Source organism: Tenacibaculum crassostreae, from assembly GCF_964512405.1.
In the GTDB taxonomy this organism is placed as follows: Bacteria; Bacteroidota; Bacteroidia; order Flavobacteriales; family Flavobacteriaceae; genus Polaribacter; species Polaribacter crassostreae.
This window is the reverse complement of record NZ_CAZELE010000001.1, coordinates 63,472-87,057: the sequence shown is the minus strand read 5'-3', so window position 1 is coordinate 87,057 and position 23,586 is coordinate 63,472. Positions and strand designations below refer to the sequence as shown.

Annotated in this window: 25 protein-coding genes and 1 tRNA gene; 14 read left to right on the top strand and 12 right to left on the bottom strand. The window is 32.5% G+C overall.

Annotated elements, in window-relative coordinates:
• Nucleotides 1-13 precede the first annotated feature (13 nt).
• A complete protein-coding gene (locus ACKTST_RS00375; protein ID WP_408045812.1) occupies nt 14-886 on the bottom strand; it encodes a DMT family transporter in 873 nt (290 codons plus the stop codon).
• 89 nt (nt 887-975) lie between these two features.
• On the opposite strand from ACKTST_RS00375, the gene ACKTST_RS00370 reads away from it, so the two are divergent.
• The gene (locus ACKTST_RS00370; RefSeq protein ID WP_408045811.1) at nt 976-1,494 is read left to right on the top strand and encodes a cation transporter; all 519 of its coding nucleotides are present in this window, start codon (nt 976-978) and stop codon (nt 1,492-1,494) included.
• 86 nt (nt 1,495-1,580) lie between these two features.
• Entirely contained in the window at nt 1,581-2,600 is a 1,020-nt protein-coding gene (locus ACKTST_RS00365) for a COX15/CtaA family protein (protein WP_408045810.1), read from the top strand.
• 9 nt (nt 2,601-2,609) lie between these two features.
• On the opposite strand, the gene gldD is transcribed toward ACKTST_RS00365, so the two are convergent.
• From gldD to mutY, 4 genes are read right to left on the bottom strand one after another with little or no spacing between them, the layout of a single operon-like run.
• Nucleotides 2,610-3,164, bottom strand: coding sequence for a gliding motility lipoprotein GldD (gene gldD / locus ACKTST_RS00360; protein ID WP_408045809.1), 555 nt, complete (start codon nt 3,162-3,164; stop codon nt 2,610-2,612).
• On the bottom strand, nt 3,157-4,485 hold the full coding sequence (locus ACKTST_RS00355) for a gliding motility-associated protein GldE (RefSeq protein ID WP_408045808.1): 1,329 nt from the start codon (nt 4,483-4,485) through the stop codon (nt 3,157-3,159). Before ACKTST_RS00355 ends, gldD begins: the two co-directional genes overlap by 8 nt.
• A gap of 19 nt (nt 4,486-4,504) precedes the next feature.
• A complete protein-coding gene (locus tag ACKTST_RS00350; RefSeq protein WP_408045807.1) occupies nt 4,505-4,936 on the bottom strand; it encodes a single-stranded DNA-binding protein in 432 nt (143 codons plus the stop codon).
• A gap of 37 nt (nt 4,937-4,973) precedes the next feature.
• On the bottom strand, nt 4,974-6,020 hold the full coding sequence (gene mutY / locus ACKTST_RS00345; RefSeq protein ID WP_408045806.1) for an A/G-specific adenine glycosylase: 1,047 nt from the start codon (nt 6,018-6,020) through the stop codon (nt 4,974-4,976).
• A gap of 133 nt (nt 6,021-6,153) precedes the next feature.
• Here mutY and ACKTST_RS00340 point away from each other — a divergent pair, with 133 nt between their 5' ends.
• The gene (locus tag ACKTST_RS00340; RefSeq protein ID WP_408045805.1) at nt 6,154-6,444 is read left to right on the top strand and encodes an HU family DNA-binding protein; all 291 of its coding nucleotides are present in this window, start codon (nt 6,154-6,156) and stop codon (nt 6,442-6,444) included.
• 295 nt (nt 6,445-6,739) lie between these two features.
• Complete coding sequence (locus tag ACKTST_RS00335; RefSeq protein WP_408045804.1) at nt 6,740-8,284, top strand: Rne/Rng family ribonuclease; 1,545 nt, start codon at nt 6,740-6,742, stop codon at nt 8,282-8,284.
• 58 nt (nt 8,285-8,342) lie between these two features.
• Here ACKTST_RS00335 and ACKTST_RS00330 read toward each other — a convergent pair whose 3' ends face one another.
• Nucleotides 8,343-10,535 carry a patatin-like phospholipase family protein gene (locus ACKTST_RS00330; RefSeq protein ID WP_408045803.1) on the bottom strand — a complete coding sequence of 731 codons (2,193 nt, stop codon included), beginning with the start codon at nt 10,533-10,535 and terminating at the stop codon, nt 8,343-8,345.
• Complete coding sequence (uvrC, locus tag ACKTST_RS00325) at nt 10,532-12,328, bottom strand: excinuclease ABC subunit UvrC (protein ID WP_408045802.1); 1,797 nt, start codon at nt 12,326-12,328, stop codon at nt 10,532-10,534. The genes ACKTST_RS00330 and uvrC overlap by 4 nt, the downstream gene beginning before the upstream one ends.
• Before the next feature lie 67 nt (nt 12,329-12,395).
• Here uvrC and moaA point away from each other — a divergent pair, with 67 nt between their 5' ends.
• The 6 genes from moaA to ACKTST_RS00295 all read left to right on the top strand — a co-directional run bounded on the left by moaA (nt 12,396) and on the right by ACKTST_RS00295 (nt 17,607).
• Complete coding sequence (gene moaA, locus ACKTST_RS00320) at nt 12,396-13,388, top strand: GTP 3',8-cyclase MoaA (protein WP_408045801.1); 993 nt, start codon at nt 12,396-12,398, stop codon at nt 13,386-13,388.
• Between the two features lie 90 nt (nt 13,389-13,478).
• Nucleotides 13,479-14,705 (top strand): molybdopterin molybdotransferase MoeA, encoded by a 1,227-nt coding sequence (locus ACKTST_RS00315; RefSeq protein ID WP_408045800.1) that lies wholly within the window; start codon nt 13,479-13,481, stop codon nt 14,703-14,705.
• A 17-nt stretch (nt 14,706-14,722) separates the two neighbouring features.
• Nucleotides 14,723-15,244: a hypothetical protein gene (locus ACKTST_RS00310; protein WP_408045799.1), complete on the top strand. Its 522-nt coding sequence runs from the start codon at nt 14,723-14,725 to the stop codon at nt 15,242-15,244.
• A gap of 1 nt (nt 15,245) precedes the next feature.
• On the top strand, nt 15,246-15,722 hold the full coding sequence (moaC, locus tag ACKTST_RS00305; protein ID WP_408045798.1) for a cyclic pyranopterin monophosphate synthase MoaC: 477 nt from the start codon (nt 15,246-15,248) through the stop codon (nt 15,720-15,722).
• Entirely contained in the window at nt 15,715-16,503 is a 789-nt protein-coding gene (gene proC, locus ACKTST_RS00300) for a pyrroline-5-carboxylate reductase (protein WP_408045797.1), read from the top strand. Before moaC ends, proC begins: the two co-directional genes overlap by 8 nt.
• A complete protein-coding gene (locus ACKTST_RS00295) occupies nt 16,504-17,607 on the top strand; it encodes an NTP transferase domain-containing protein (RefSeq protein WP_408045796.1) in 1,104 nt (367 codons plus the stop codon). It begins immediately after the preceding gene.
• Nucleotides 17,608-17,639: 32 nt separating this feature from the next.
• Here the strand turns inward: ACKTST_RS00295 and ACKTST_RS00290 are convergent.
• A tRNA-Leu gene (locus ACKTST_RS00290) sits at nt 17,640-17,723 on the bottom strand.
• A gap of 112 nt (nt 17,724-17,835) precedes the next feature.
• Here ACKTST_RS00290 and ACKTST_RS00285 point away from each other — a divergent pair.
• The 3 genes from ACKTST_RS00285 to pth all read left to right on the top strand — a co-directional run bounded on the left by ACKTST_RS00285 (nt 17,836) and on the right by pth (nt 20,075).
• The gene (locus ACKTST_RS00285; protein WP_408045795.1) at nt 17,836-18,777 is read left to right on the top strand and encodes a ribose-phosphate pyrophosphokinase; all 942 of its coding nucleotides are present in this window, start codon (nt 17,836-17,838) and stop codon (nt 18,775-18,777) included.
• A 21-nt stretch (nt 18,778-18,798) separates the two neighbouring features.
• Entirely contained in the window at nt 18,799-19,377 is a 579-nt protein-coding gene (locus tag ACKTST_RS00280; RefSeq protein WP_408045794.1) for a 50S ribosomal protein L25/general stress protein Ctc, read from the top strand.
• Between the two features lie 131 nt (nt 19,378-19,508).
• The gene (gene pth / locus ACKTST_RS00275; RefSeq protein WP_408045793.1) at nt 19,509-20,075 is read left to right on the top strand and encodes an aminoacyl-tRNA hydrolase; all 567 of its coding nucleotides are present in this window, start codon (nt 19,509-19,511) and stop codon (nt 20,073-20,075) included.
• A 40-nt stretch (nt 20,076-20,115) separates the two neighbouring features.
• Here pth and ACKTST_RS00270 read toward each other — a convergent pair whose 3' ends face one another.
• From ACKTST_RS00270 to ACKTST_RS00260, 3 genes are all read right to left on the bottom strand, one after another.
• Nucleotides 20,116-20,565, bottom strand: coding sequence for a 6-pyruvoyl trahydropterin synthase family protein (locus ACKTST_RS00270; protein WP_408045792.1), 450 nt, complete (start codon nt 20,563-20,565; stop codon nt 20,116-20,118).
• 165 nt (nt 20,566-20,730) lie between these two features.
• Nucleotides 20,731-20,907, bottom strand: coding sequence for a hypothetical protein (locus tag ACKTST_RS00265; protein WP_408045791.1), 177 nt, complete (start codon nt 20,905-20,907; stop codon nt 20,731-20,733).
• On the bottom strand, nt 20,907-21,674 hold the full coding sequence (locus ACKTST_RS00260) for an enoyl-CoA hydratase/isomerase family protein (RefSeq protein WP_408045790.1): 768 nt from the start codon (nt 21,672-21,674) through the stop codon (nt 20,907-20,909). Before ACKTST_RS00260 ends, ACKTST_RS00265 begins: the two co-directional genes overlap by 1 nt.
• Nucleotides 21,675-21,725: 51 nt before the next feature.
• Here ACKTST_RS00260 and ACKTST_RS00255 point away from each other — a divergent pair, with 51 nt between their 5' ends.
• Nucleotides 21,726-22,178, top strand: coding sequence for a GNAT family N-acetyltransferase (locus ACKTST_RS00255; RefSeq protein ID WP_408045789.1), 453 nt, complete (start codon nt 21,726-21,728; stop codon nt 22,176-22,178).
• Here ACKTST_RS00255 and ACKTST_RS00250 read toward each other — a convergent pair.
• Entirely contained in the window at nt 22,175-23,509 is a 1,335-nt protein-coding gene (locus tag ACKTST_RS00250; protein WP_408045788.1) for an MATE family efflux transporter, read from the bottom strand. The genes ACKTST_RS00255 and ACKTST_RS00250 overlap by 4 nt on opposite strands.
• Nucleotides 23,510-23,586: the final 77 nt, after the last annotated feature.

The window sequence follows — 23,586 nt, the reverse complement described above, 5'->3', positions numbered from 1 at the left end:
TTTTGGCTCTTTTTTATTTTGCTTTATTTACGAGCCAAACTCCGAATAAAATTAAACCTCCAGCCAATAACTGAACCAAACTTAAACGTTCACCATCAACAATTCCCCACATTACAGCTACAATCGGAATTAAATAGGTTACCGATGCTGCAAATACAGGTGATGAAATATGCACCATTTTATTGAATAGCACTTTAGCTATTCCTGTTCCTACAACCGATAAAACAGTAATATAACCTAATGCTGTTGTGGTTTCAGAAGTTATTTGAAAAGTTGAGAAAAAACCTGAAAACGCCAACACTAACAAAGCGGGTATAATTAACAATAAAAAATTACCTGTGGTAATAGCTAATGCATCTAAATCCGACAGATACTTCTTAATCATATTCACATTAAACGCATATCCGATAGAGGCGATTAGCACTAAAACAGCATACCAATAATTTTGATTAGGGTTCAATTCTGCTCCTTTTAAAATAAGGATTAATGTACCGACTAACCCTATTAAAATCCCCCAGAGCTGTTTCTTTTTAAAAGCAAAACCAAATACCAAAGCTCCAAAAATAAAAGTATTAAAAGGCGTTAATGAATTCAATATTGCCGAAATCGAACTATCTATTCCGCTAATTGCAAAAGCAAATAAAAAAGCTGGAAAAAAAGTCCCTAATGCTGCGGTGTAAGCAACATACTTCCAATGCCTTTTTTCTATTCTTTTTAAACTATTAAATCCTATTAACAGTAAAAAAACAGCAGTTATAAGCATTCGTAATGCTCCAACCTGTATAGGTGTTAAGCCTATCAATGCTTTTTTCATCAAAATAAAAGAGCTTCCCCAAACTAGTGAAAGCACAATTAAATACAACCATTTTTGTTGTTGACTATTCATTTTCAGTTTCTTTGACCACAAAAATCGTCTATTTTTATTCAGTATTTTGTTTTTATTGATAAATTTGCCGAATAACCTAATAAACAAAAATGATGAAATTTTTTAAAATATTTTTAGTGGTAGCTTTAGTTAGTACTGCTATGGTTTCTTGTAAAAATGAAGCTAAAAAAGATGACGCTACAAAAACCGAAGAAGTGGCTGCAAATGTACAGGAAGCTAGTTTTGCTATCTCAGGTATGACATGCGAAATTGGTTGTGCTAAAAAAATTGCTTCAGATTTATCAAAAAAAGAAGGTGTTGTTGATGCTAAAGTTATTTTTGCTGATAGTATTGCTACTGTAAAATTCGACGCTACTAAAACGAACAAAGCTGAATTAATGGCTTTTGTTGATGGTATTGCTGAAAACATGTATAAAACTTCAGAAGTTAGCGCAAAAACATGTAAAGAAGATTGTAAAATGGCTTGTTGTGCTACTAAAACTGAAGCTGAAAAAGCAGCATGCAAAGCAGATTGCAAAATGAAATGTTGTGAAGACAAGGCTGAAGATAAAAAAGCGTGTGCAGAAGACTGTAAAAAAGAATGTTGTGCTGAAACTAAAGAAGCATAATCTTTCATAAAACAAATTATGAAGCTCCTCAATTGAGGGGCTTTTTTTATGGCTTTATCGTATCTTTGCGTAAATTTATTCATCCGATGAAAAAACACTTTCCTCTCATTGTAAAAATCTCGTTAATTTCTGTATATATTATATTTTTAGCAGGGTCTGTTGTACGTATGACAGGTTCTGGAATGGGATGTCCTGATTGGCCAAAGTGCTTTGGGTATTACATTCCGCCAACTTCAGAAGAGCAAATTACTTGGCAACCTAACACCAAGTATAAAGAAGGAATGATTATCGTTAAAGACGAAGCTCTTTTTGTTGCGGGTCATGATATAAAAACTACTGAAGCGTTTAACGCTAACAACTGGGAAAAATACACTAAACACAACTACGCAAAGTTTAATAAATACCATACTTGGACAGAATATATTAACCGATTAAGTTCTGCATTAGCTGGAATTCCGTTTTTGTTTTTAATTTTTATCTCTCTTAAGTTTTGGAGAGAAAACAAGCAAATCACACTCCTTTCTTTTGGGGCTTTCTTTTTAATGTTGTTTGAAGCTTGGTTAGGAAAAACCGTGGTAGATTCTAACTTAAAACCTACCATTATAACCATTCATATGGTAGCTGGTTTAATAATTGTCGCATTACTTTTATGGTTGCTATACATTGTTAACGACCGTAAAAAAGCAACATTTCAATTCAACTCTTTATTTAGTAAACTAGTAATTCTTTCTGCAGTGTTTTCATTAATTCAAATTGCTTTAGGAACACAGGTGCGACAATTTATTGATGAACAAGTTAAGTTAAACGGATTTGAAAACAAGCAATACAGTTTGATGGATCCAAACATTAAATTCTACATCCACCGTTCGTTTACTATTGCAATTGTATTGGTTAATCTTGGATTATTTTATTTGAACCAACTAAAAAACTTAGGTTACAAACTAGTAAACTGGATTGTTTTCTTAATCTTTTTAGAAACGATTACAGGTATTTTAATGTACTACGCTGAATTTCCTTTAGGAACACAAGCTGTACACTTATTATCAGGAGCTGTTTTATTTGGGTTGCAGTTTTATTTATGGTTACAGAGTAGGAAAAAAAGATAACTTAATAGTTTAATTTTTCCATTCCAAAGTTTCCATCATATGAATCATATCTTCTTTTATATATTCAACTGCTGGTAAAATGGAATCGTAATTCGGCTTTGTATAAAAAAACAGAGATCCTTTTAAAAAGTGTTTAGAGCTATCTGTTGCGTGAAATTGCACTTGTGAAGCAGCATTACCAAGAATTTGATATAAACTTCCGTAAACTTTTGTATTTGGATTCGCATACTCAACAGGAGCTGTAATTTGGTCTGCTTTAATAGCGTGCTCAAACACCAACTTTTCAGATTCTATTAGCAGTTCTCTTAAATTTCCTTCAATTGGTCGGTAGGTAATGTCAACGGATGCTTTTAACGTTGGATATTCAACTTTTATCCAGTTTTTTGGTAAGTTTTTAGATTCGGTTATCTGTAGTGTTTCAAATGTATATGGTTTAGAAAAAACGCCTTTTTTATACACTTTATCAGGATATTCTAAACTTAAATATCCTTTAGGTTTTGGTAAGGTTTCTTCACCACAACTTATTAATAATATTGCTGAAATCAGCAAAAAGAATTTACGCATTTCGGGTAACTTTTACTTGTTTTATACGTTTTTTAGCCAAGGCTTCAATAGTAAACGTATAATTACTGAAGTTTATTTTTTCGCCTTTTTTAGGAAACTTTCCAGACACCTCTAAAATAAAGCCGGCTAAGGTTTCACTTTCTCCTTTAGCTTCTTCAAACTTATCTTCGTCTTCATCATCTAAAACTCGGCAAAAATCTTTTATGGTTATTTTTCCTTCAAAAATATAATTATTTTCATCAAGCTTAGAATAGGTTAAATCTTCATCGTCAAACTCATCATTAATATCACCTACAATTTCTTCAATAACATCTTCAAGAGTTACAATCCCACTTGTTCCACCATATTCATCAACCACAATTGCTAGGTGCTTTTTCTTTTCTTGAAATTCAGCTAATAAGTCATCTAATTTTTTGTTTTCAGGCACAAAAAAAGGTTCTCTCATCAGCTTTTGCCATTTAAAAACTTTCTTATTTAAATGCTCTAACAAATCTTTAGCATACAACACCCCGATAATGGTATCCATATTTTCACGATACACAGGATTTCTTGAATACCCGTTTTTTAAAATCATTTCTAAAACCTCTTCATAACTAGCATCCTCTGCAATAGCGCAAACATCGGTTCGAGGTTTCATTATTTGCACGGTTTCGGTGTTACCAAAACTTACAATTCCTTCTAAAATTTTCTGTTCTTCTTTGGTGGTTGCATCATCAGAAGTTAACTCTAACGCCTGAGATAATCGCTCCACAGAAAGATTGTTGTTTTTGTTTCCTAACCTGTTTTCAATACTACTTGTTAGTTTGATAAGCGGTGAACTTAACGGTGTTAACAGTGTGTTTAAAACCTGAATTGGTTTTGCCATCATTTCAGCAAACTGTAATGATTTTCGACTAGCATATACTTTAGGCAACACCTCTCCAAACAACAAAATTAAAAAAGTGATGAGTACAATTTCAATTAAAAAAAGTACTGAAACATTAAAGAAATAGAAGTTTAGCTCATAATTTAATCCAACAAACAATACTTTGCCGACACTCGCAAATAGTAATACAATAAGAATATTGATGAAGTTGTTGGTTATTAAAATGGTTCCTAATAGTTTTTTAGGATCATTCAACAACTTTACAACAGTATTTTCTTCTTTAGAGTTTGATGACAACTCGTCTAACTCTGTTTGAGAAAGCGAAAAAAAGGCTACTTCTGTTCCTGAAATTAGGGCAGAACAAATTAATAAAAGAAGTATAAGCAAACAGTTAACGGTAGTTAACCAATCAAAACTTGACAATAATAAAAATAAAGGTTCGGGTTCTGGATCCAACTTTTAAAATTTAATTAAACTAAAATGGTAAATCGTCATCTTCTTCTGAACTTACACTCGGCGGTGTATAATTTCCTTGTGTAGCGCCTTCATTTGCAGGCATGCTATTCGGGTCTTTTTTCGTAGATAAAAACGTCATGTCTTGTACATGAATTTCGGTAGCATATCTTTTTTGACCATCTACTTCGTATTGACGCGTTTTTATACGTCCCTCACAATACACACGATCTCCTTTGGTTAAATATTTTTCACAAATTTCAGCCAACTTATTACGAACAACTATGTTGTGCCACTCAACATTGGTTACTTTTTCTCCTGTTTGTCGGTTGGTATAAGTTTCGTTCGTTGCTAGCGGAAAACGACCTATTGAATTACCTCCTTCAAAATAGTGCATTTTAACTTCATCTCCTAAATGTCCTATCAAAATAACCTTGTTTATTGTTCCTGCCATAGCATTATAATTTAGTGTAAAATCAAATATACAAAAATTAGGATTCCTCGTTTAAATATTCCTTTAAAAACTTATCTATCAACACTGGTACAGGTTGTTCTTTAACTGTTTTCCAACTCATTGTTAATTCGTTAATCTTTGTAGTTTTTACTACCCAAAACTTAGTTATCAAATGCTGATGTGATAACTTGTGTACAATAGTTTCTTTGTTAAAAAGCGAAACTGTCGTTTCTTCAGGAAATAGTTTTGAAAACAACTCTGTTTCTACCAATTCTTTTTCATTAGCTTCTTTTTTTGACTCTACAAGCGGGAATTGATATAACCCTTGCCAAATACCTTTTCCTGTGCGTTCTTCTAACACCGTTTTATTATCGGGAGTAACAGGAACCAAATAATTAAAATAACGCTTCTTAATTTTAATCTTCTTTTCCTTAACTGGTAGCTCTTTTACTTTGTTTGTAGCCAAAGCAATACAACTTGTTGATAGCGGACATTCATCACAAAGTGGATTTTGAGGTTTACAATGTAATGCGCCAAAATCCATAATTGCTTGATTATATACTCCAGGTTGTGAGGCATCAATTAAAGTGTTCGCCAACTCTTTAAACTCTTTAATTCCTTTTGTTGAATTAATTGGTGTTGCTATTCCAAAATAACGAGACAGCACCCTGTATACATTACCATCAACCACAGCCACAGCCTCATCATAACAAATAGAAGCAATTGCAGACGCGGTATAATCACCCACCCCTTTTAATTGTAATAATTCTTTATAGTTTTTAGGAAAAACTCCGTTTAATTCTTCCGCAACATATTTAGCTGTAAAATGTAAATTTCTAGCACGTGAATAATACCCTAACCCTTGCCATAATTTTAACACTTCAACTTCATCTGCCTTAGCTAAATCAAAAACTGTTGGAAAAGACTCAGTAAAGGTTAAAAAATACGGCAACCCTTGTGCTACGCGGGTTTGTTGCAACATAATTTCACTTAGCCAAACACGATACGGATCTTTAGTTTTTCGCCACGGAAGCTCTCTTTTATTTTGTAAATACCAGTAAATTAATTGTTTAGCAAAAATCATTTATGTAAATTGTGCCGGCAAAATTAGTGTATTTTATTTAGATATTTTTATTCTTATTATTTTCGGAATAGATTAATTATCATATATTTGCACCCTCAAAAATTCAAAAAGTAATTTCAAAAAATATATAATAATGACAAAAGCAGATATCGTATCTAAAATTTCAGATAAGAGTGGAATTGAAAAAGCAGATGTTTTAGCGACTGTTGAAGCGTTTATGGACGAAGTAAAAGATGCATTAGAGAACGGAGATAATGTATATTTAAGAGGTTTCGGTAGTTTTATTATTAAAACTAGAGCAGAAAAAACTGGTAGAAACATTTCTAAGAATACAACTATCAAAATTCCTGCACACAATATACCTGCTTTTAAACCTTCTAAAGTATTTACCGAAGGTGTAAAAACTAAAGTAAGCGTAAAATAATTAAAAAAGTATTAACCAAAAGCCTTTGTTTACAAAGCTTTACAAAACATTTTAACTATGCCAAGTGGTAAAAAAAGAAAGAGAGCTAAGATCTCTACACACAAAAGAAAGAAAAGAGCGAGAGCAAATCGTCATAAGAAGAAAAAGTAAGCAGTAGCTTACTTTTTCGTTGCTTTTATAAGCTACGTTCATTGACATTAAGGTTTTAACACCTTAAAATGGTATAAAATTATACCTGTTTACAAATTTTAATCCGTCTTCGTATTTTTTACGATGGCACAAAACCAACTTCAGAATGAAAACAGAATTAATAATTCGTTCCAATTCTTCTGATATTGATTTCGCCTTACTAAGAGATGGTAAACTTATTGAGTTAAACAAAGAAACAAGCGACAATAACTTTTCAGTCGGTGATATTTTTCTTGCCAAAATAGGAAAAGTAATGACTGGTTTAAATGCCGCTTTTGTAAATGTTGGTTATCCTAAAGATGGTTTTTTACACTATCATGATTTAGGACCACAAGTACAATCTTTAAACAAATTCATTAAGAAAGTAAGCACGGGTAATTACAAAGAATTCACTTTAAAAAACTTTCGCTTTGAAGAAGACATCAACAAAGACGGAGGTATTAATGATGTACTAAAATCAGGTCAAAATTTATTAGTACAAATTGTAAAAGAACCAATATCTACCAAAGGTCCGCGTATTAGTTCGGAACTTTCTATTGCAGGTAGATTTTTAGTATTAGTTCCTTTTTCTAACCGTATATCGGTATCGCAAAAAATCGCAGATCCGAAAGAAAAGGAACGTTTAAAAAAATTAGCAAAAAGTATCAGACCAAAAGGGTTTGGACTTATTTTACGTACTGTTGCCGAAGGTAAAAAGGTAGCAGAACTTGACAAAGATTTACAAAACTCACTTGATCGTTGGAAAACAATGTGTAAACGCATTGCAAACAACAACACTCCAACAAAAATATTGAGTGAATTAAACAGAGCGTCTTCAATTTTAAGAGATGTAATGAACGATTCTTTTACAAGTATTGTAACCAACGATGAAACGTTAAAAGTTGAAATTAAAGAGTATTTACAAGAAATATATCCTGAAAAGGAAAACATTGTAAAGCTTTATAATTCTGAAGTACCAATTTTTGAAAAATTTGGTATCGAACGTCAAATTAAAACATCGTTTGGTAAAACTGTTTCAATGAGTAAAGGAGCTTATTTAGTTATAGAGCACACCGAAGCTTTACACGTAATTGATGTAAATAGTGGTAACCGCTCAAACAAATCTTTAAATCAAGAAGAAACAGCTTTAGAAGTCAATTTAATTGCCGCTAGTGAAATAGCTCGTCAGTTACAGTTACGAGATATGGGCGGAATTATAGTTGTTGACTTTATTGATATGAAGTCTGCCGAAAACAGACAAAAATTATATCAACACTTAAAAGATGCGATGGCTTTAGACCGTACTAAACATAAAATTTTACCTCCAAGTAAATTTGGTTTAGTACAAATTACAAGACAACGTGTACGACCTGAATTAGAGATAAAAACACGTGAACCAAACCCTAATAAAAACGGAGAAGTAGAAGCTCCTATTGTTTTATTAGACAAAATTGAAGCAGAATTAGAACGCATTATAAATAGCGAAAAAAATTATAAGGAAATAACGTTAAACGTTCATCCTTTTATTGCAGCCTATTTAACCAAAGGCGTAAATTCTATCCGTTTTAAATGGTTTGTGCAACACAAAAAGTGGATTAAAATATTACCTAGAGATGCTTACCAATACTTACAATATAAATTTTACTTCAAAAAGAAGAAAAAAAGTAAGTAAGGCAATCTTATTATGAAATAAAAATCCCGTATCAAATTGATACGGGATTTTTTTATGCTTAAAACCAAAAACCTAGATTGAACAACCAGTAGTTTTCGTTATGGTCTGGAGACCACGTGTATTTTAATTCAATGGGACCTAAAAAGGTTTCTACACTATACCCAACTGCATATCCTGATTTTGTGTTTTCAAACAAATCAACACTTTTAAAAATATCTTCTTCAATACGAGCATAGTTAGCTATAAAAGTCGCATAGTGTTTATTCATAACCTGATAACGTAAGTTAAATTCCGATTTTAAAAAGGATTGATTGTTTAAATTCCCAGTGTCATATCCATAAAAAGCTACAAAATTATTTATGTAGTTTTGATTGTAACCTCCCAATCGATAATCAAATATTTGAGATGCTTTTTTTCCTAATGTATATCCTGCTTCTGAAGTGTACTGAAAAGTAAACCTGTCTTTAAAAAAACTAGTCGCAAAACCTATTTCTCCTCCTATTTGTGAAAATTGTTGAAACGGCGCGCTATTTTCTACCATAGTTTGCAATCTTTCATTTCTATCAGACCATAAAAACCACTTAAAACCTATATCTGTATAAAACCCTTTGGTTGGAAACATTTCTTTGTCGTACGTGTCTATTTTTAGGTATGAATAGGTATTTAAGTAATTACTTCTATCAAAAAAATCTTCAGATCCGTTAACTGATAAATTTTGTGTAGTAACATTTATATTCTTGTGTTCTGCACCAATACCAAAAGCAAATTTTTTATTGAAAGTTGTTTGTAGGTAAAATGATGTAGTAAAATCTGTGTACTTGCCATTAATTAAGCCTGTCTCATGCAAAAAATCACTATTAAAAGTATTGTACCTTGTTCTGAAACCGTAACTAGGTAACAATCCGTTATCAATAAAATATTCAACATTGTATCTTATTTTATCTCCAACCCCAACATCTAAAGAAAGTTCGTCATTTTGAAAAAGTAATTTTTTATGATTATAATTTAGTAGAACTGCCGATTTATACAACAAATCGTAGTGTAGTCCAAATCGTAAATACGATTTAACTTCTTCTTCTTTAACCGTTAATTCAAGTTTTTTCCCTTCAAAAGATTTTTCAAAAAGATAATCTATTCTGTTAAAGTTTTTTGATGCTGTTAAGGTGTTTATCTTTTTTGAAACCTCTTTATAAGAAACACTATCGCCTACTTGAAGTTGTAACTTTCCTAAAATATAATTATTTGTGTAGTTTTTGTTTCCTTTAATAACGATTCTGTCTACGATAAATTTCTTTTCTTTTAAATCGATTTTTGGAAACTTCTTTTTTATTGGTTGCATCTTTGCAACACTATCAAAAACACCTCTGAATGTTTTAGCAGTTTTTTCACCTTCAACCAAAATTTCATCTTTTTCATCAAACGAAATAACGCTGTAATCAACAATATTTGGGCGGATATAAATGTTTAATAATTTTATTTGCTCATCAGATTTTTCATACATCTGAAAGTTAATTATCTGTGATAATAACGATGCAATAGAAGATAATTCTCCTCTTTTTAACAGCTCTCCTTGTACACTAACACCGATGATAATATCAACTCCTTTTTCTTTCATCACATCAACAGGAAAGTTGTTAACTACACCACCATCGACCAATAATTTACCATCAATCTCAACAGGATTTAATAAGGAAGGAAACGCAGCACTAGCCCTTAGAGCGAGTGGAAGCGAACCTTCTTGCAAAACTACTTCTTCACCAGTTTCAATATTTGTAGCTACACAATAAAAAGGGATGGGTAATTTTGAAAAATTGGTCACCTCATCTACAGGGGCAAGCAACTCTGTTAAAAAATTCAACACATTTTGTCCTTTGGATAAACCAAGAGGAAGACCCAGTCCGTCTTTTTTAATTGGTAAAGAAATTGCGTATTTTTCTCCGTAAGCTTTATTAAAAAAAGGTTTTTCCTTTCTTGGAATTACATCTTGTAACAGCTTCATGAAATCTGTATTCAAGATGATTTCTTCTATCTGTTTAGCATCGTAACCAGAAGCAAACAAACCACCAACAACAGCTCCCATACTAGTTCCACCAACATAATCTATTTGAACTCCCGCTTTTTCTAATTCTTTTAAAATTCCAATATGAGCAAACCCTTTAGCGCCACCTCCACTAAGTACTAAACCAACTTTAGGTTGATTTTGCGCCAACAACATTACTGGAAACAACAGTAAAACTAGCAACTTTTTCATTCTTCTTTTTTTTGATAGTATTGATATATTTTTTGGGCTCTAGCGTTCCCTACAACTTCTTTTAATTCGTCTAAACTAGCACTTTTAACTCGTTTTGCTGATTTAAATTTACGCAATAAGTTGGTGATTGTTTGTTTTCCAATATCAGGTATTTGTTCTAACTCTGATTGAATAGCACTTTTACTTCGTTTATTTCGGTGAAAAGTAATTCCGAAACGGTGCGCTTCGTTACGTAAATACTGAATTATTTTAAGCGTTTCTGATTTTTTATCTAAGTATAAAGGAACGGGATCTCCTGGATAATAAATCTCTTCTAAACGTTTTGCAATTCCTATAATAGCTATTTTTCCACGTAAGTTTAAAGAGTCTAAACTTTTTAAAGCTGAAGATAGCTGTCCTTTTCCACCATCAATAACAATTAACTGAGGTAACGATTGTTCTTCGTCTAACAATCGTTTATATCTTCTATAAACAACCTCTTCCATCGACGCAAAATCATCTGGACCTTCAACTGTTTTTATATTAAAATGTCGATACTCTTTTTTACTTGGTTTTCCATCTTTAAAAACTACACAAGCAGCTACAGGATTTGTTCCTTGAATATTAGAATTATCAAAACACTCTATATGTCGGGGTTCTTTACTTAATCGTAAATCTTTTTGCATTTGTGTCATGATTCTTTTTACATGACGATCAGGATCTACAATTTTTATTTGTTTGAACTGTTCTTGACGATAGAATTTTGCATTACGTTCCGACAATTCTACAATTCTTTTTTTATCTCCTAGTTTTGGTATCGTTACCTTAATATCTTTTCCAACATTTACTTTAAAAGGAACAAATATTTCTCTTGAAAGTGAATTAAAACGTTGTCGAGTTTCAACAATAAACAACTCTAAAAGCTCTTTATCTGTCTCATCTAACTTTTTCTTGATTTCTGTAGTGTACGATTGTACTATAGAACCGTTCATCACCTTAAAAAAGTTTGCATATCCATGCGAATCATCAGAAATAATAGAAAATACATCTACATTGTTAATTGACGGATTTACAATGGTAGATTTTGCTTGATAATTCTGCAAAGAAGCTAACTTTTCTTTAATCTTTTGCGCTTCTTCAAAACGCATATCGGCTGCAAAATCGAGCATTATTTTTTCAAATTGTTGTAAACTTTCTTTAAAGTTTCCTTTAATAATGTTTCGAATTGCTCGTACATCTTCTAAATAATCTTCTTCGGTTTGATAGCCTTCACAAGGACCTTTACAATTTCCTAAATGATATTCTAAGCAAACCTTGTATTTATCGGTATCAATTTTATCTTGACTTAAATCATAATTACACGTTCGTAACGGATAAAGTTCTTTAATTAAGTCTAGCAATGCATGCACCGTTCGCATATTGGTATACGGACCAAAATATTCCGAACCGTCTTTTATCACTCTTCGTGTAGAAAATATCCGCGGAAAACGTTCTTTTTTAATACAAATCCAAGGGTAGGATTTGTCATCTTTTAAAAGCACATTATATCTGGGTTGATATTTCTTTATCAAGTTGTTTTCAAGAAGCAATGCATCTGTTTCTGTATCAACTACCACATGTTCAATACGAACAATTTTTTTTACCAAAACACGTGTCTTTCCGTTTTCATGATTCTTTGTGAAATACGACGAAACACGTTTTTTTAAATTCTTCGCTTTTCCTACATAAATAATCACGTCTTCTTTATCAAAATATTGATAAACTCCGGGTGAATTCGGTAATGTTTGTATTTGAAGTTCAAGTGCTGTTGACATACAACGAAAATACGATTTTTTTAGCCTTTTAAAAGGGTATGAATACTAGATTTAGTACCTTTACAATATGGGTAATCTTATAGATAGTTTTGGGAGACAAATTAGCTATGTTCGGTTAGCGGTAACCGATCGTTGCAACTTACGTTGCCAATATTGTATGCCTGCTCAAGGTATAGATATTGTTCCGAGAAAAGAACTGCTTACCTACAAAGAAATGTACCGTATAATTCGTGTTCTTACCGAACTAGGAGTGAACAAAGTTAGGCTTACTGGAGGCGAACCTTTTGCTCGTAAAGATTTTATGCAGTTTTTAGAAATGTTGTCGTATAACGATTTGTTAGACGCTATAAACATTACTACCAATGGTGCATTGGTTTCTAAACATATTAAAGAATTAGAAAGACTAGAAAAAATACAAACTATCAATTTAAGTATGGATAGTTTGTATTCCGATAAGTTTGCGAAAATTACACGTCGTGATGTTTTTCCTGAAGTGTATAAAACTTTTGAATTACTAGAAAAAAGCCGATTGAATTTAAAACTAAATGTCGTAGTACAATCTGGTTTTAATACGGATGAAATAGTCGATTTTGTAGCATTAACTAAAGACAAAAATGTTGCTGTTCGTTTTATTGAAGAAATGCCTTTTAACGGAAAAGGACAAAGAAATACCGATGAAGTATGGAACTACACTAAGATTTTAAACGAAATTCAATCGAGTTATAGTATTACACAACTCAACACTGAAAAATCATCCACCTCTCGAAATTTTTCTATTGAAGGTCACAAAGGAACTGTAGGAATCATTCCTTCTTTTACCCGAACGATTTGCAACGATTGTAACCGTATTAGAGTTACCTCAACCGGAACATTTAAAAACTGTTTGTTTGATGATGGTGTTTTTAACCTACGTGATTTTATAAGAAACGGTGCCAGTAATGAAGATTTAAAAACCTTGTTTTTATCACTCATAAAAGAAAAACCTGAAAATGGTTTTGTGGCCGAAGCCAACCGTAAACAAGGAAATATTTCAGAGAGTATGAGTACAATAGGAGGATAAGACTCCTTCTGTCATTCCGTACTTGATACGGAATCTCATCACAAAAATCAAAAAATAGATTCCTGCCTCCGCTGGAATGACAAATTAAAAATGATTACAGTACAAGAAGCAAAACATATAATTTTACAAAACGCACAAGATTTCGGAGTTGAAGAAATTCCGTTTTTAGAAGCTCTTGGAAGAGTATTGAAAGAAAATGTCGTTGCCGATAGAGATTTTCCTCCATTTAACAGAGTTGCGATGGATGGCATCGCCATTAACCATCGCTTTTTTGAATATGGTGTTCGAGATTTTAAAATTGAAGGTATTCAACCTGCAGGAGCACCTCAAAAAACCATGGATAATGCTGCGCATTGCTACGAAGTTATGACTGGTGCTAGCTTACCCAACAATTGCGATACAGTTATTCGGTATGAAGATGTTAGTATTAACACGCTAATGGCTACCGTAAATGTTGACCATATCAACGAAGGGCAAAATATTCATACGCAAGGTTCAGACAAATCGAATGGTGATGTTTTAATTAAAAAAAACACGGTAATTTCTGCTGCTGAAATAGGAGTTTTAGCTACTGTAGGTAAAGCTATGGTAAAAGTAGCCAAACAACCTAAAGTGATGATTGTTTCTACAGGTGATGAATTGGTTGATGTACACGAAAATCCGCTAGACCACCAAATTCGTAGAAGTAATGTATATACACTAGTTTCATTATTAAATGAATTAAAAATTCCTTCGGAAACTGCTCATATTACTGATGAAAAATCAGTTTTAAAAGAGAGCATCGCTTCGTATTTAGAGGAATATGATGTTTTACTGTTCAGCGGTGCGGTTAGTAAAGGGAAGTTTGATTTTCTTCCTGAAGTTTTAGAGGAGTTAGGAGTTAAAAAACTATTTCATAAAGTAGCTCAACGACCAGGAAAACCTTTTTGGATGGGCATTGCAGATGCTTTAGGTATGAGTGGGCGAAATGAAAAAACAATTCAAAAATTAGTCTTCGCATTTCCAGGGAATCCGGTTTCTACATTCGTGAATTGTTTGGTGTATTTTTATCCGTGGTATAAAAAATCGGTTGGATTTGAACAGCAAGCTCAAACAGCAATTCTTACTGAAAATGTAAGTTTCAAACCTGATTTAACGTACTTTTTACAAGTAAAACTGCAATCAGAAAACGGACAATTATTAGCTACACCCATAAAAGGAAATGGCTCAGGAGATTTAGCTAGTTTAGTAGAAGCTGATGGTTTTATTGAACTTCCAAAAACAGCAGAAACAACGTTTAAAAAAGGAAGTATTTTTCCGATAATTAGATATAGATAATTAACATCATTAACTCAATGACATTCAAAGAAAAGAAAATCTATTTATTACAACTTCTTTATAGAAATAAATTTCAAGGAGGCTATTCTGATACAGTGAAATTATTAAAAGATATCGATGTAGCTCCAGACGAAGCATACGAATTAGCAATATCTCTTGAAAAAAAGGGATATGTAAAAATGATAAACACCAAAGATGCAGTTTTCTTAAAAATTATTGCTGAGGGAATTGAATTTATTGAAGGAGATAATTTTGAAAAAGAAATCGATTACTTTTCAAAAGGTGAAAAAAAAGAAATTATTAAAAGACTTGATATCTTTTTTTCGAAAATTGAAGAAATTCAATTAGGTCAACTAATTATTTACGATGATTTGAGTAAAGAAAATGAAGAGTTAAAAGAATTATTAAAAACCCTTAAAAAAAAGAACTGGAAAGAAGTCTTAAAAGGTAAACTTATAAATTTAGGGCTAGGTGAGCTAACTAATGAAGTTAAACAAATAATTATTGATGTTTTTAATGACAGTAAACTATTAAACTAAAATGAGCCATTTCACCCATATAAACGAACAAAATCAACCTAAAATGGTAAATGTTTCTGATAAAAAAATTACGAAACGTACAGCTATTGCTAAAGCTAGCATGTTTTTAGGTTCAGAAATTATAAGTCATTTTAACAACGATGAGCTGATTACTAAAAAAGGTCCTGTTTTTCAAACAGCCATCATTGCAGGTATTCAAACGGTTAAAAAAACATCAGATATCATTCCTATGTGTCACCCGCTATTAATTAACGGAGTGGATATCGATATAAAAATTACAGATAACGAACATATTGAGGTGTTTTGTAAAGTAACTATCGAAGGAAAAACAGGTGTAGAAATGGAAGCCCTAACGGGTGCTTCTGCAACCTGCTTAACCATTTATGACATGTGTAAAGCCATCAGTCAAAAAATGGTGATACAAGAAATTAAATTAGTAGAAAAAACAGGCGGAAAATCCGATATAAAAAATGACTAAAATTGCCATAATAGGAGCAGGAAAACTAGGTTGTGCTATTGCAAACGGTTTATTAGAAACTGGAATGCAAGCTTCAAACCTATACTTAACTAGAAGAAAAGTTACTACTCTAAAAAAGTATGCTGAATCTGGTGTGATGGTAAATAGCAATAATATTGAAGCTGTAAAATTTGCTGACATAGTGTTACTATGTGTAAAACCACAAAAAATAGCTGATGTCATTAATGAAATTTCCCAAGAATTAACAAATCAGATAGTAATTTCAACTGTAACTGGAGTTAAACTTTCAGAGTTACAAGCTTTAGTTCCAAATAAAGAGATTTCATTATTCAGAACAATGCCTAATACCGCAGCTGCTATAAAACAATCGATGACTTGTATTTCAACCATTAATAGTTCTGAAGAAGAACAAAAACAAGTTGAAACCATTTTTAAAAGCTTAGGCGAAACGTTATTTATTGATGATGAATTGATGGCTTCTGCAACTGTTTTAGCCGCAAGCGGAATCGCTTTTGCGCTTCGTTATATTCGTGCTGCAATGCAAGGTGGTATTGAGATTGGGTTCAGCTCTGAAATTGCGCAGAAAATATCAGCTCAAACCATAAAAGGAGCTGCTGAACTAATTTTACAACACGGAAATCATCCTGAAAGTGAAATCGATAAAGTAACCACACCGCAAGGAATTACTATTACTGGACTCAATAAAATGGAACAAGAAGGATTTAGTTCTGCAATTGTTCAGGGTATTTTAGCTTCTCAAAACAAAATTGACACTTTATAAATGGCACATCAAAAACATAGTAAATTAGCTAAAAAACATAACGATACTTTTGCTCCTAATGAAGTTTCTATTTTAGGAACTAAATGTGGTGTTATCGCAGGTTTAGTTCATCAAGTATCAAAAAGATTACCAAAGTATAATTTAGGATATTTTGATGCTTCTCATGCAAAAGATGTTGAACAAAATACGATAAGTGAATACACTTTTCATCACGAAGGAAATTTACAAACAAGCACTTCTTCAGCTGTAAATAAATACGAGCAACGTTTACAGTTTTATAATCATGACTTGCTATTTATTAACGGAAATCATTACCAAGGATCAAAACAAATTTTGATTTTAGATTCGGAAAAAGAAGCTTCAATTAAAAAAAGAATCGATCAAATTACGAATATTCAATTTGTAATTAAATTAAATGAAAACACTCCTTATTTTGATTGTTTAAAGGAGAAATTTCCAACTATTGAAAACATCACAAGTTATTCAATTAATGAGATTGATAAAATCACTAACCATATTCATAACCTAATTCAAGAAACGATTGCTCCTCTAAAAGGATTGGTGCTAATAGGTGGTAAAAGTACTCGTATGGGTACTGATAAATCTGAGTTAAATTACTTCGGAAAACCTCAAAAACAACATGTAAAAGAGTTATTAGAAAACTGTTCTTTAGAAACCTATTATTCAGTTAGTCAAAACAACAATAACTCTGATGAAATTCATGATACATTTTTAAATTTAGGTCCGTTTGGAGGAATTTGTTCTGCTTTTCAGAATGACCCAAATTCAGCTTGGTTAGTCTTAGCAACTGATGTCCCTTTTGTAAATGAAGAAGTTATTAATCTACTTTTACAAAACAGAAATCCGAGTAAAGTTGCAACCGCTATTAAAGGAAAAAATAAAGAATTTCCTGAACCTTTAATTACCATATACGAACCAAAAACCTACGGAAAGTTACTTCAGTATTTAGCACAAGGATATTCTTGTCCGAGAAAAATGCTTATTAATTCAGATGTTGAAATTGTTGAGATTGATGATGATCTGATTCGAAATATCAATACTCTAGAAGAGTTCGAAGAAGCAAAAAAAGAGATAACCTCATAAAAAAAGCACTTGAAAAACCAAGTGCTTTTTTGTACCAAAGGTGGGACTCGAACCCACACGTTCTTGCGAACATCGGATTTTGAATCCGACGTGTCTACCAATTCCACCACTTTGGCTTTTTTGATGACTGCAAATCTATAAAATATTTCATTTAAAATATCTTTTAAACTCTTAAAATAGTTTTATTTTTGTCGCAACAACAACACTAACTAAAATATTCTTTTCTAAATGGCTACAAATCAATTAAGCCCTAAGTTTTTCGCTTGTTCACAAAGTATCGAATTAGCAGAAGAAATTGCTAGAGCATACGGAGTTGAACTTGGTAATGTAATCACTACGCATTTTAGCGACGGTGAGTTTCAACCTGCTTTCGAAGAATCTGTAAGAGGTCGTAGAGTTTTTATCATTGGTTCTACTTTTCCTTCAGCTGATAATTTAATGGAAATGTTATTAATGTGTGATGCTGCAAAACGAGCATCTGCTAGACACATTACCGCTGTAATGCCCTATTTTGGATGGGCACGTCAAGACAGAAAAGACAAACCTCGTGTAGCAATTGGTGCTAAATTAGTCGCTAAGCTTTTGGAAGCTGCTGGAGCAACAAGAATTATGACTATGGATTTGCATGCTGATCAAATTCAAGGGTTCTTCGAAAAACCAGTAGACCATTTATTCGCGTCAACAATCTTTTTACCGTATGTTAAAAGTTTAGGTTTAGACAATCTTACCATTGCTTCACCTGATATGGGAGGGTCAAAAAGAGCTTATGCTTATTCAAAATACTTAGAAAGTGATGTGGTAATTTGTTATAAGCAACGTCAAAAAGCCAATGTAATTTCGCACATGGAGTTAATTGGTGAAGTAAAAGGTAAAAACGTAATTCTTGTAGATGATATGATTGATACAGGAGGGACACTTACCAAAGCAGCCGATTTAATGATGGAGCGTGGAGCAAAAAGTGTGCGAGCAATTTGTACACACCCAATATTATCTGGTAATGCTTACGAAAAAATTCAAAACTCACAATTAACAGAGCTAATCGTTTCAGATACAATTCCTTTAAAAAAGAACATATCTAAAATAAAAGTTGTATCTTGCGCCGCTTTATTCGCTGATGTGATGCATAAAGTTCAAGATAATACATCTATTAGCGATCAATTTTTAATGTAAATAAATTTAATAAACAAAGTAATGAAATCAATTACAATCAAAGGATCTCAAAGAGAAAGCGTAGGTAAAAAAGCAACAAAAGCCTTACGTAATGCTGGAAAGGTTCCTTGCGTATTATACGGAGGAGACAAGCCTGTTCACTTTTCAGCAGATGAAAAAGCGTTCAAATCGTTAATCTATACTCCAGAAGTATTTACTGCTACGATTGAATTAGATGGTGCTACTTATAGCGCTGTATTACAAGATATTCAGTTTCACCCAGTAAACGATAACATTTTACACATCGACTTCTATCAATTATTTGAAGATAAAGCGGTAACTATGGAAATTCCTGTACGTTTAGTAGGGTCTTCTAAAGGTGTTATGGTAGGGGGTGCTTTACGTCACAACTTACGTAAATTAAAAGTAAAAGCATTACCAGCTAACTTACCAGATTTTATCGAAGCTGATATTACTGAGTTAGAAATTGGTAATAAGTTATATGTAACTAAGTTACAAAACGATAACTATACTATTTTACACCCAGACAACACTGTTGTTGCTCAAGTTCGTATGTCTCGTAACGCGGCAAAAGCAGCAGCTGAAGCTGAGAAAAAATAAAACTTATTTAACTAAGTTTGTAAAAAGCGTTACTTTGTGTAGCGCTTTTTTAGTTTTATATCATGAATATTTTTAATTTTTTAAAGAAGTTATTTTCGTTTTCATATAAAACAGAAATAGAAACAGATACCATGAAGAAATTTTTAATTGTAGGTTTAGGTAATATTGGTGAAAAGTATCATAACACACGTCATAATATTGGGTTTAGAATTGTAGATGCTTTTGTAAAAGAACATGAAGGCTCTTTTGAAACCGAAAAACTAGGCGATATTGCTAAACTTAAAATAAAAGGAAAAACTGTTATCGTTTTAAAACCTAACACTTACATGAATTTAAGTGGAAAGGCGGTTAAATACTGGATGCAGAAAGAAAATATTCAGGTTGAAAATTTACTTGTAATTACCGATGATTTAAATATCGACTTCGGTAAACTTCGTGTTAAAGGAAAAGGAAGCTCTGGTGGTCATAACGGATTAAAAGATATTCAAGATAAATTCAATACAGGCGCGTATCCACGTTTTCGTTTTGGTGTGGGTGCTGACTATTCTAAAGGAAGACAAGTTGATTACGTTTTAGGAAAGTGGTCTGCTGATGAAGAAAGTGCTATGATTGAGCGTATACCAACCTCCGTAAATGCTGTTACCTCATTTATCAATGCAGGTTTAGCCAATACAATGAATGAATTTAATGGGAAGTAAACTGGTTTTCCATTCTACATTTTCTGTGGAATGACACTTTTTAATTATCCGAAGCATACCACTCAGCGAAACTAGTTTCTGTTTCTTGTAGTTTTATTGAGTGTAACTCAATATTTTCTGGTAAACGAGCTTTTATTTTCTTAGCAAAATCTATCACCATCATTTCGCTTGTTGGTTGATAATCTACTAAAATTACATGATGCCCACGATCTTTTAGTTCTTTTGCTAGCTCTATATGAGGAGTGTTTTTGTTAAACACTGTAGCATGGTCAAATACATCAACAATATCTTCTTTTACAATCTTTTTAAGATCTCCAAAATCGATAACCATTCCGTATTTAACATTAGAAGTATCACTAATTGGTTGCCCAATAACAGTTACTGAAAGTTTGTAACTATGTCCGTGAACATTTTTACACTTTCCGTCATAACCATACAACGCATGCCCAGTTTCAAAATTAAACTGCTTTGTAATTCTAATTTTGCTCATACTACATCAATGTTTCTTTAAAGAAAAGGTTGCTTCGCTCCTCTCAATGACGCTTTTTTATCTTTTAAACTTCTTGTTTGCTCTGTATTTGTTAAAGAAATACACTACAGCTACACCAGCTGCTAAAATGGCAAATAAATAATCTCCACCCATAATAATCTGTTTTTATTCGCCGAAAGTACGAATTTGTTTTACAACTTTTGTAAATAACCACACAAAACCTACTGAAATTACCACACCAAGTAACACTGCTACTATAGGATTGTGAGCAATCCATTGTCCTACTTCATATCCTGCTTTATAAGCTGGAGATGTACTCTTTTCTTGAATTAAAAACATCATTATTTCTTGAATTTTGCTAATGCATTTTTTGTGAAATCAGACAAGACCAGCTTTCCTGAAGTTTCTGCACGTTCTATTAATAATTCTTCCCAATGTTCGGTTCCTTTCCACAAAGCTTTTTTCATTTCTGCTAATGCTTCTGGGTTGTAAGAAGCTAGCTTTTCAGATAAGATTTCTACTTCAGAATCTAATTCAGCTTGCGATTCGAAAACACGAGCATACAAACCTTTCTCTTTGGCCCAATACGCGTTTTTCCAATTGGTTGCATCTAAAGTTAATTCTGCTAACCCACTAACGTTTATTTTACGTTCTACAGCTGGTGCAATTACAAACGGACCAATACCTATGGTAAATTCTGAAAGTTTAATAGAAGCAGCCTCAGTTGCCAATACATAATCGCAAGCCGCAGCTAAACCAACTCCACCACCAACAGTTTTTCCTTGAATTCTACCAATAATTAATTTTGAACAACGACGCATCGCATTAATTACATTCGCAAAACCAGAGAAGAATGCTTTTCCTTCTTCTAAATTATCAATCGCTACTAATTCATCAAAAGAAGCTCCTGCACAAAAAGCACGTTCTCCTTCAGATTTTAATACAATTACCGAAACCTCATCATTGGTTGACAGTTTATCAAGTTCGTTGGTTAAACGTTCTAACAATACACTTGGAAAAGAATTACTCGCTGGATGCCCAAATTCTACCGTCGCAATTTTATTTTCTATTTTGGTGTATAAACTTCCGTTTTCTCTAGTTGTGGTCATTTGTATAATTATTTGTTCAAAAATAATCTTAATTTTAGTTTTTGAGAAATTATGAAAGATCAAATACAATATTTTACCATTGAAGGTGTTCCGAACAAACAACAACTAGAAGAACTGTTGTATTTATATTCTAGCATTTTTCAAGATGCAAAACCTGGCTTTTTTATTGAGAGAATTAAATCAAAAGAAGACTTACTTAGTCTGGTTGCTTATCAAAATAAAGTTCCTATCGGATTTAAAATAGGTTACCAATACAACGAAACTACTTTTTATAGTTGGGTTGGCGGAGTACTTGAAAACTACAGAAAAAAAGGAATTGCAAAAACCTTGGCTTTATTACAAGAAAATTGGGCAAAAGAAAAGGGATATTGTAAACTAAGAACTAAATCTATGAATCAATACAAACCTATGTTGATTTTAAATCTTAAAAACAACTTTGATATTGTAAGTGTTTATACGAATAAAAGCCAACAAACAAAGATTATTTTCGAAAAAAATATTTAGTGTTCTTCTGCTAAGGGTAAAAACTTCTTTCTAAATTTTATAATTAACGGAACTGCTCTGGCAATCATCCATCCGAAAAAAGCAATCCAAATTGCGTACAATTTATATTCTAATGAATCGAAAAACAATAATATCGGAATAAATACCAATCCTGTTGCTAGTAATAACACATTTCGCAGATATTTCATTTCTCCCATTCCTTTAAACATACCGTCATAAATAAAAGCGATTGCACAAATAGGCTGCATGAGTAAAATAATCCAAAATGTGTTATAGAATTGTTTTAAAACCTCCGGCTCTTTGGTAAAAATTCTTCCGATAAACGGATACAAAACAAATCCGACAAGTGCTAAAAACAATCCGAAGAAAAATCCATATAGTATTAAACGGTTTCCTAAAACGACCAATGTTTTATAGGCTTTTGCTCCTAAAAGCTTCCCTGATAAAATATTTCCTGCGGAAGAATAGCCATCAATCATAAAAGCTCCCATGAGCCACAAATTAAACCCAATAGTGTAGGCAGCAATAAAGGCATCGCCATAATCGGTCGCGTAGGAGGTTCCGAAGTATAAAGCAACATTCAACGCTATTGTTCGAATAAAAAGATTCAACACCATTGTAATAAACTTCGGAATTTCATCGTTAAACGGTAAACTGAGTTTTAGTGGAATATCTGTTTTTTGTAGCAACAATATTGCTGAAATTATCGCCATACTAACTTGTGCGACTACACTTGCATAGGCTGCTCCTTGAATGTGCATTGCAGGAATAATCCCTTCTATTCCGTACACCAACACAACATCCAACGTTATATTGATAAACGTTCCTGCCAAAGCGATTACCATCGGGTAATAGGTATTTTGTAAACCTCGAAATGTACCAAAAACAGCAATCGTAAAAAGCGTAAATGGAAAACCAAATACACGGATTTTGTAATACTCGACCGAATAATCTAAAATAGTACCTGAGGCATTGTACAACTCAAAAATTTCTTTAGCAAACGGATAACTCAGTCCTAAAATAAGCGCGCTTACTCCCAATACAATAACAATAGCCTGAGCTGGTAAATTTTTAATCTCATCCAATTTATTAGCGCCTAAATATTGAGAAACTATGGAAGAAATTCCGCTACGTGTTTGCCCGAAAACCCAAATCAACATCGATAAAAACGCACCAACTATACCAATCGCCGCAATACTTTCGGTAGCATTAGTTTCAATATTACCCACAATAGCTAAATCGGTTGTAGAAAGCAATGGTTCAGCAACTCCTGCCACCAAAGCAGGAAATGCTAGTTTATTGATGTGTTTAAAACTAATGTCGTGTTGCATAGTTGGTTTTAATCAGAAAAACGACGAAGTAATCTCTCTTTTAAGGTTTCATAAAACATAGGAAGATTGCTTCATTG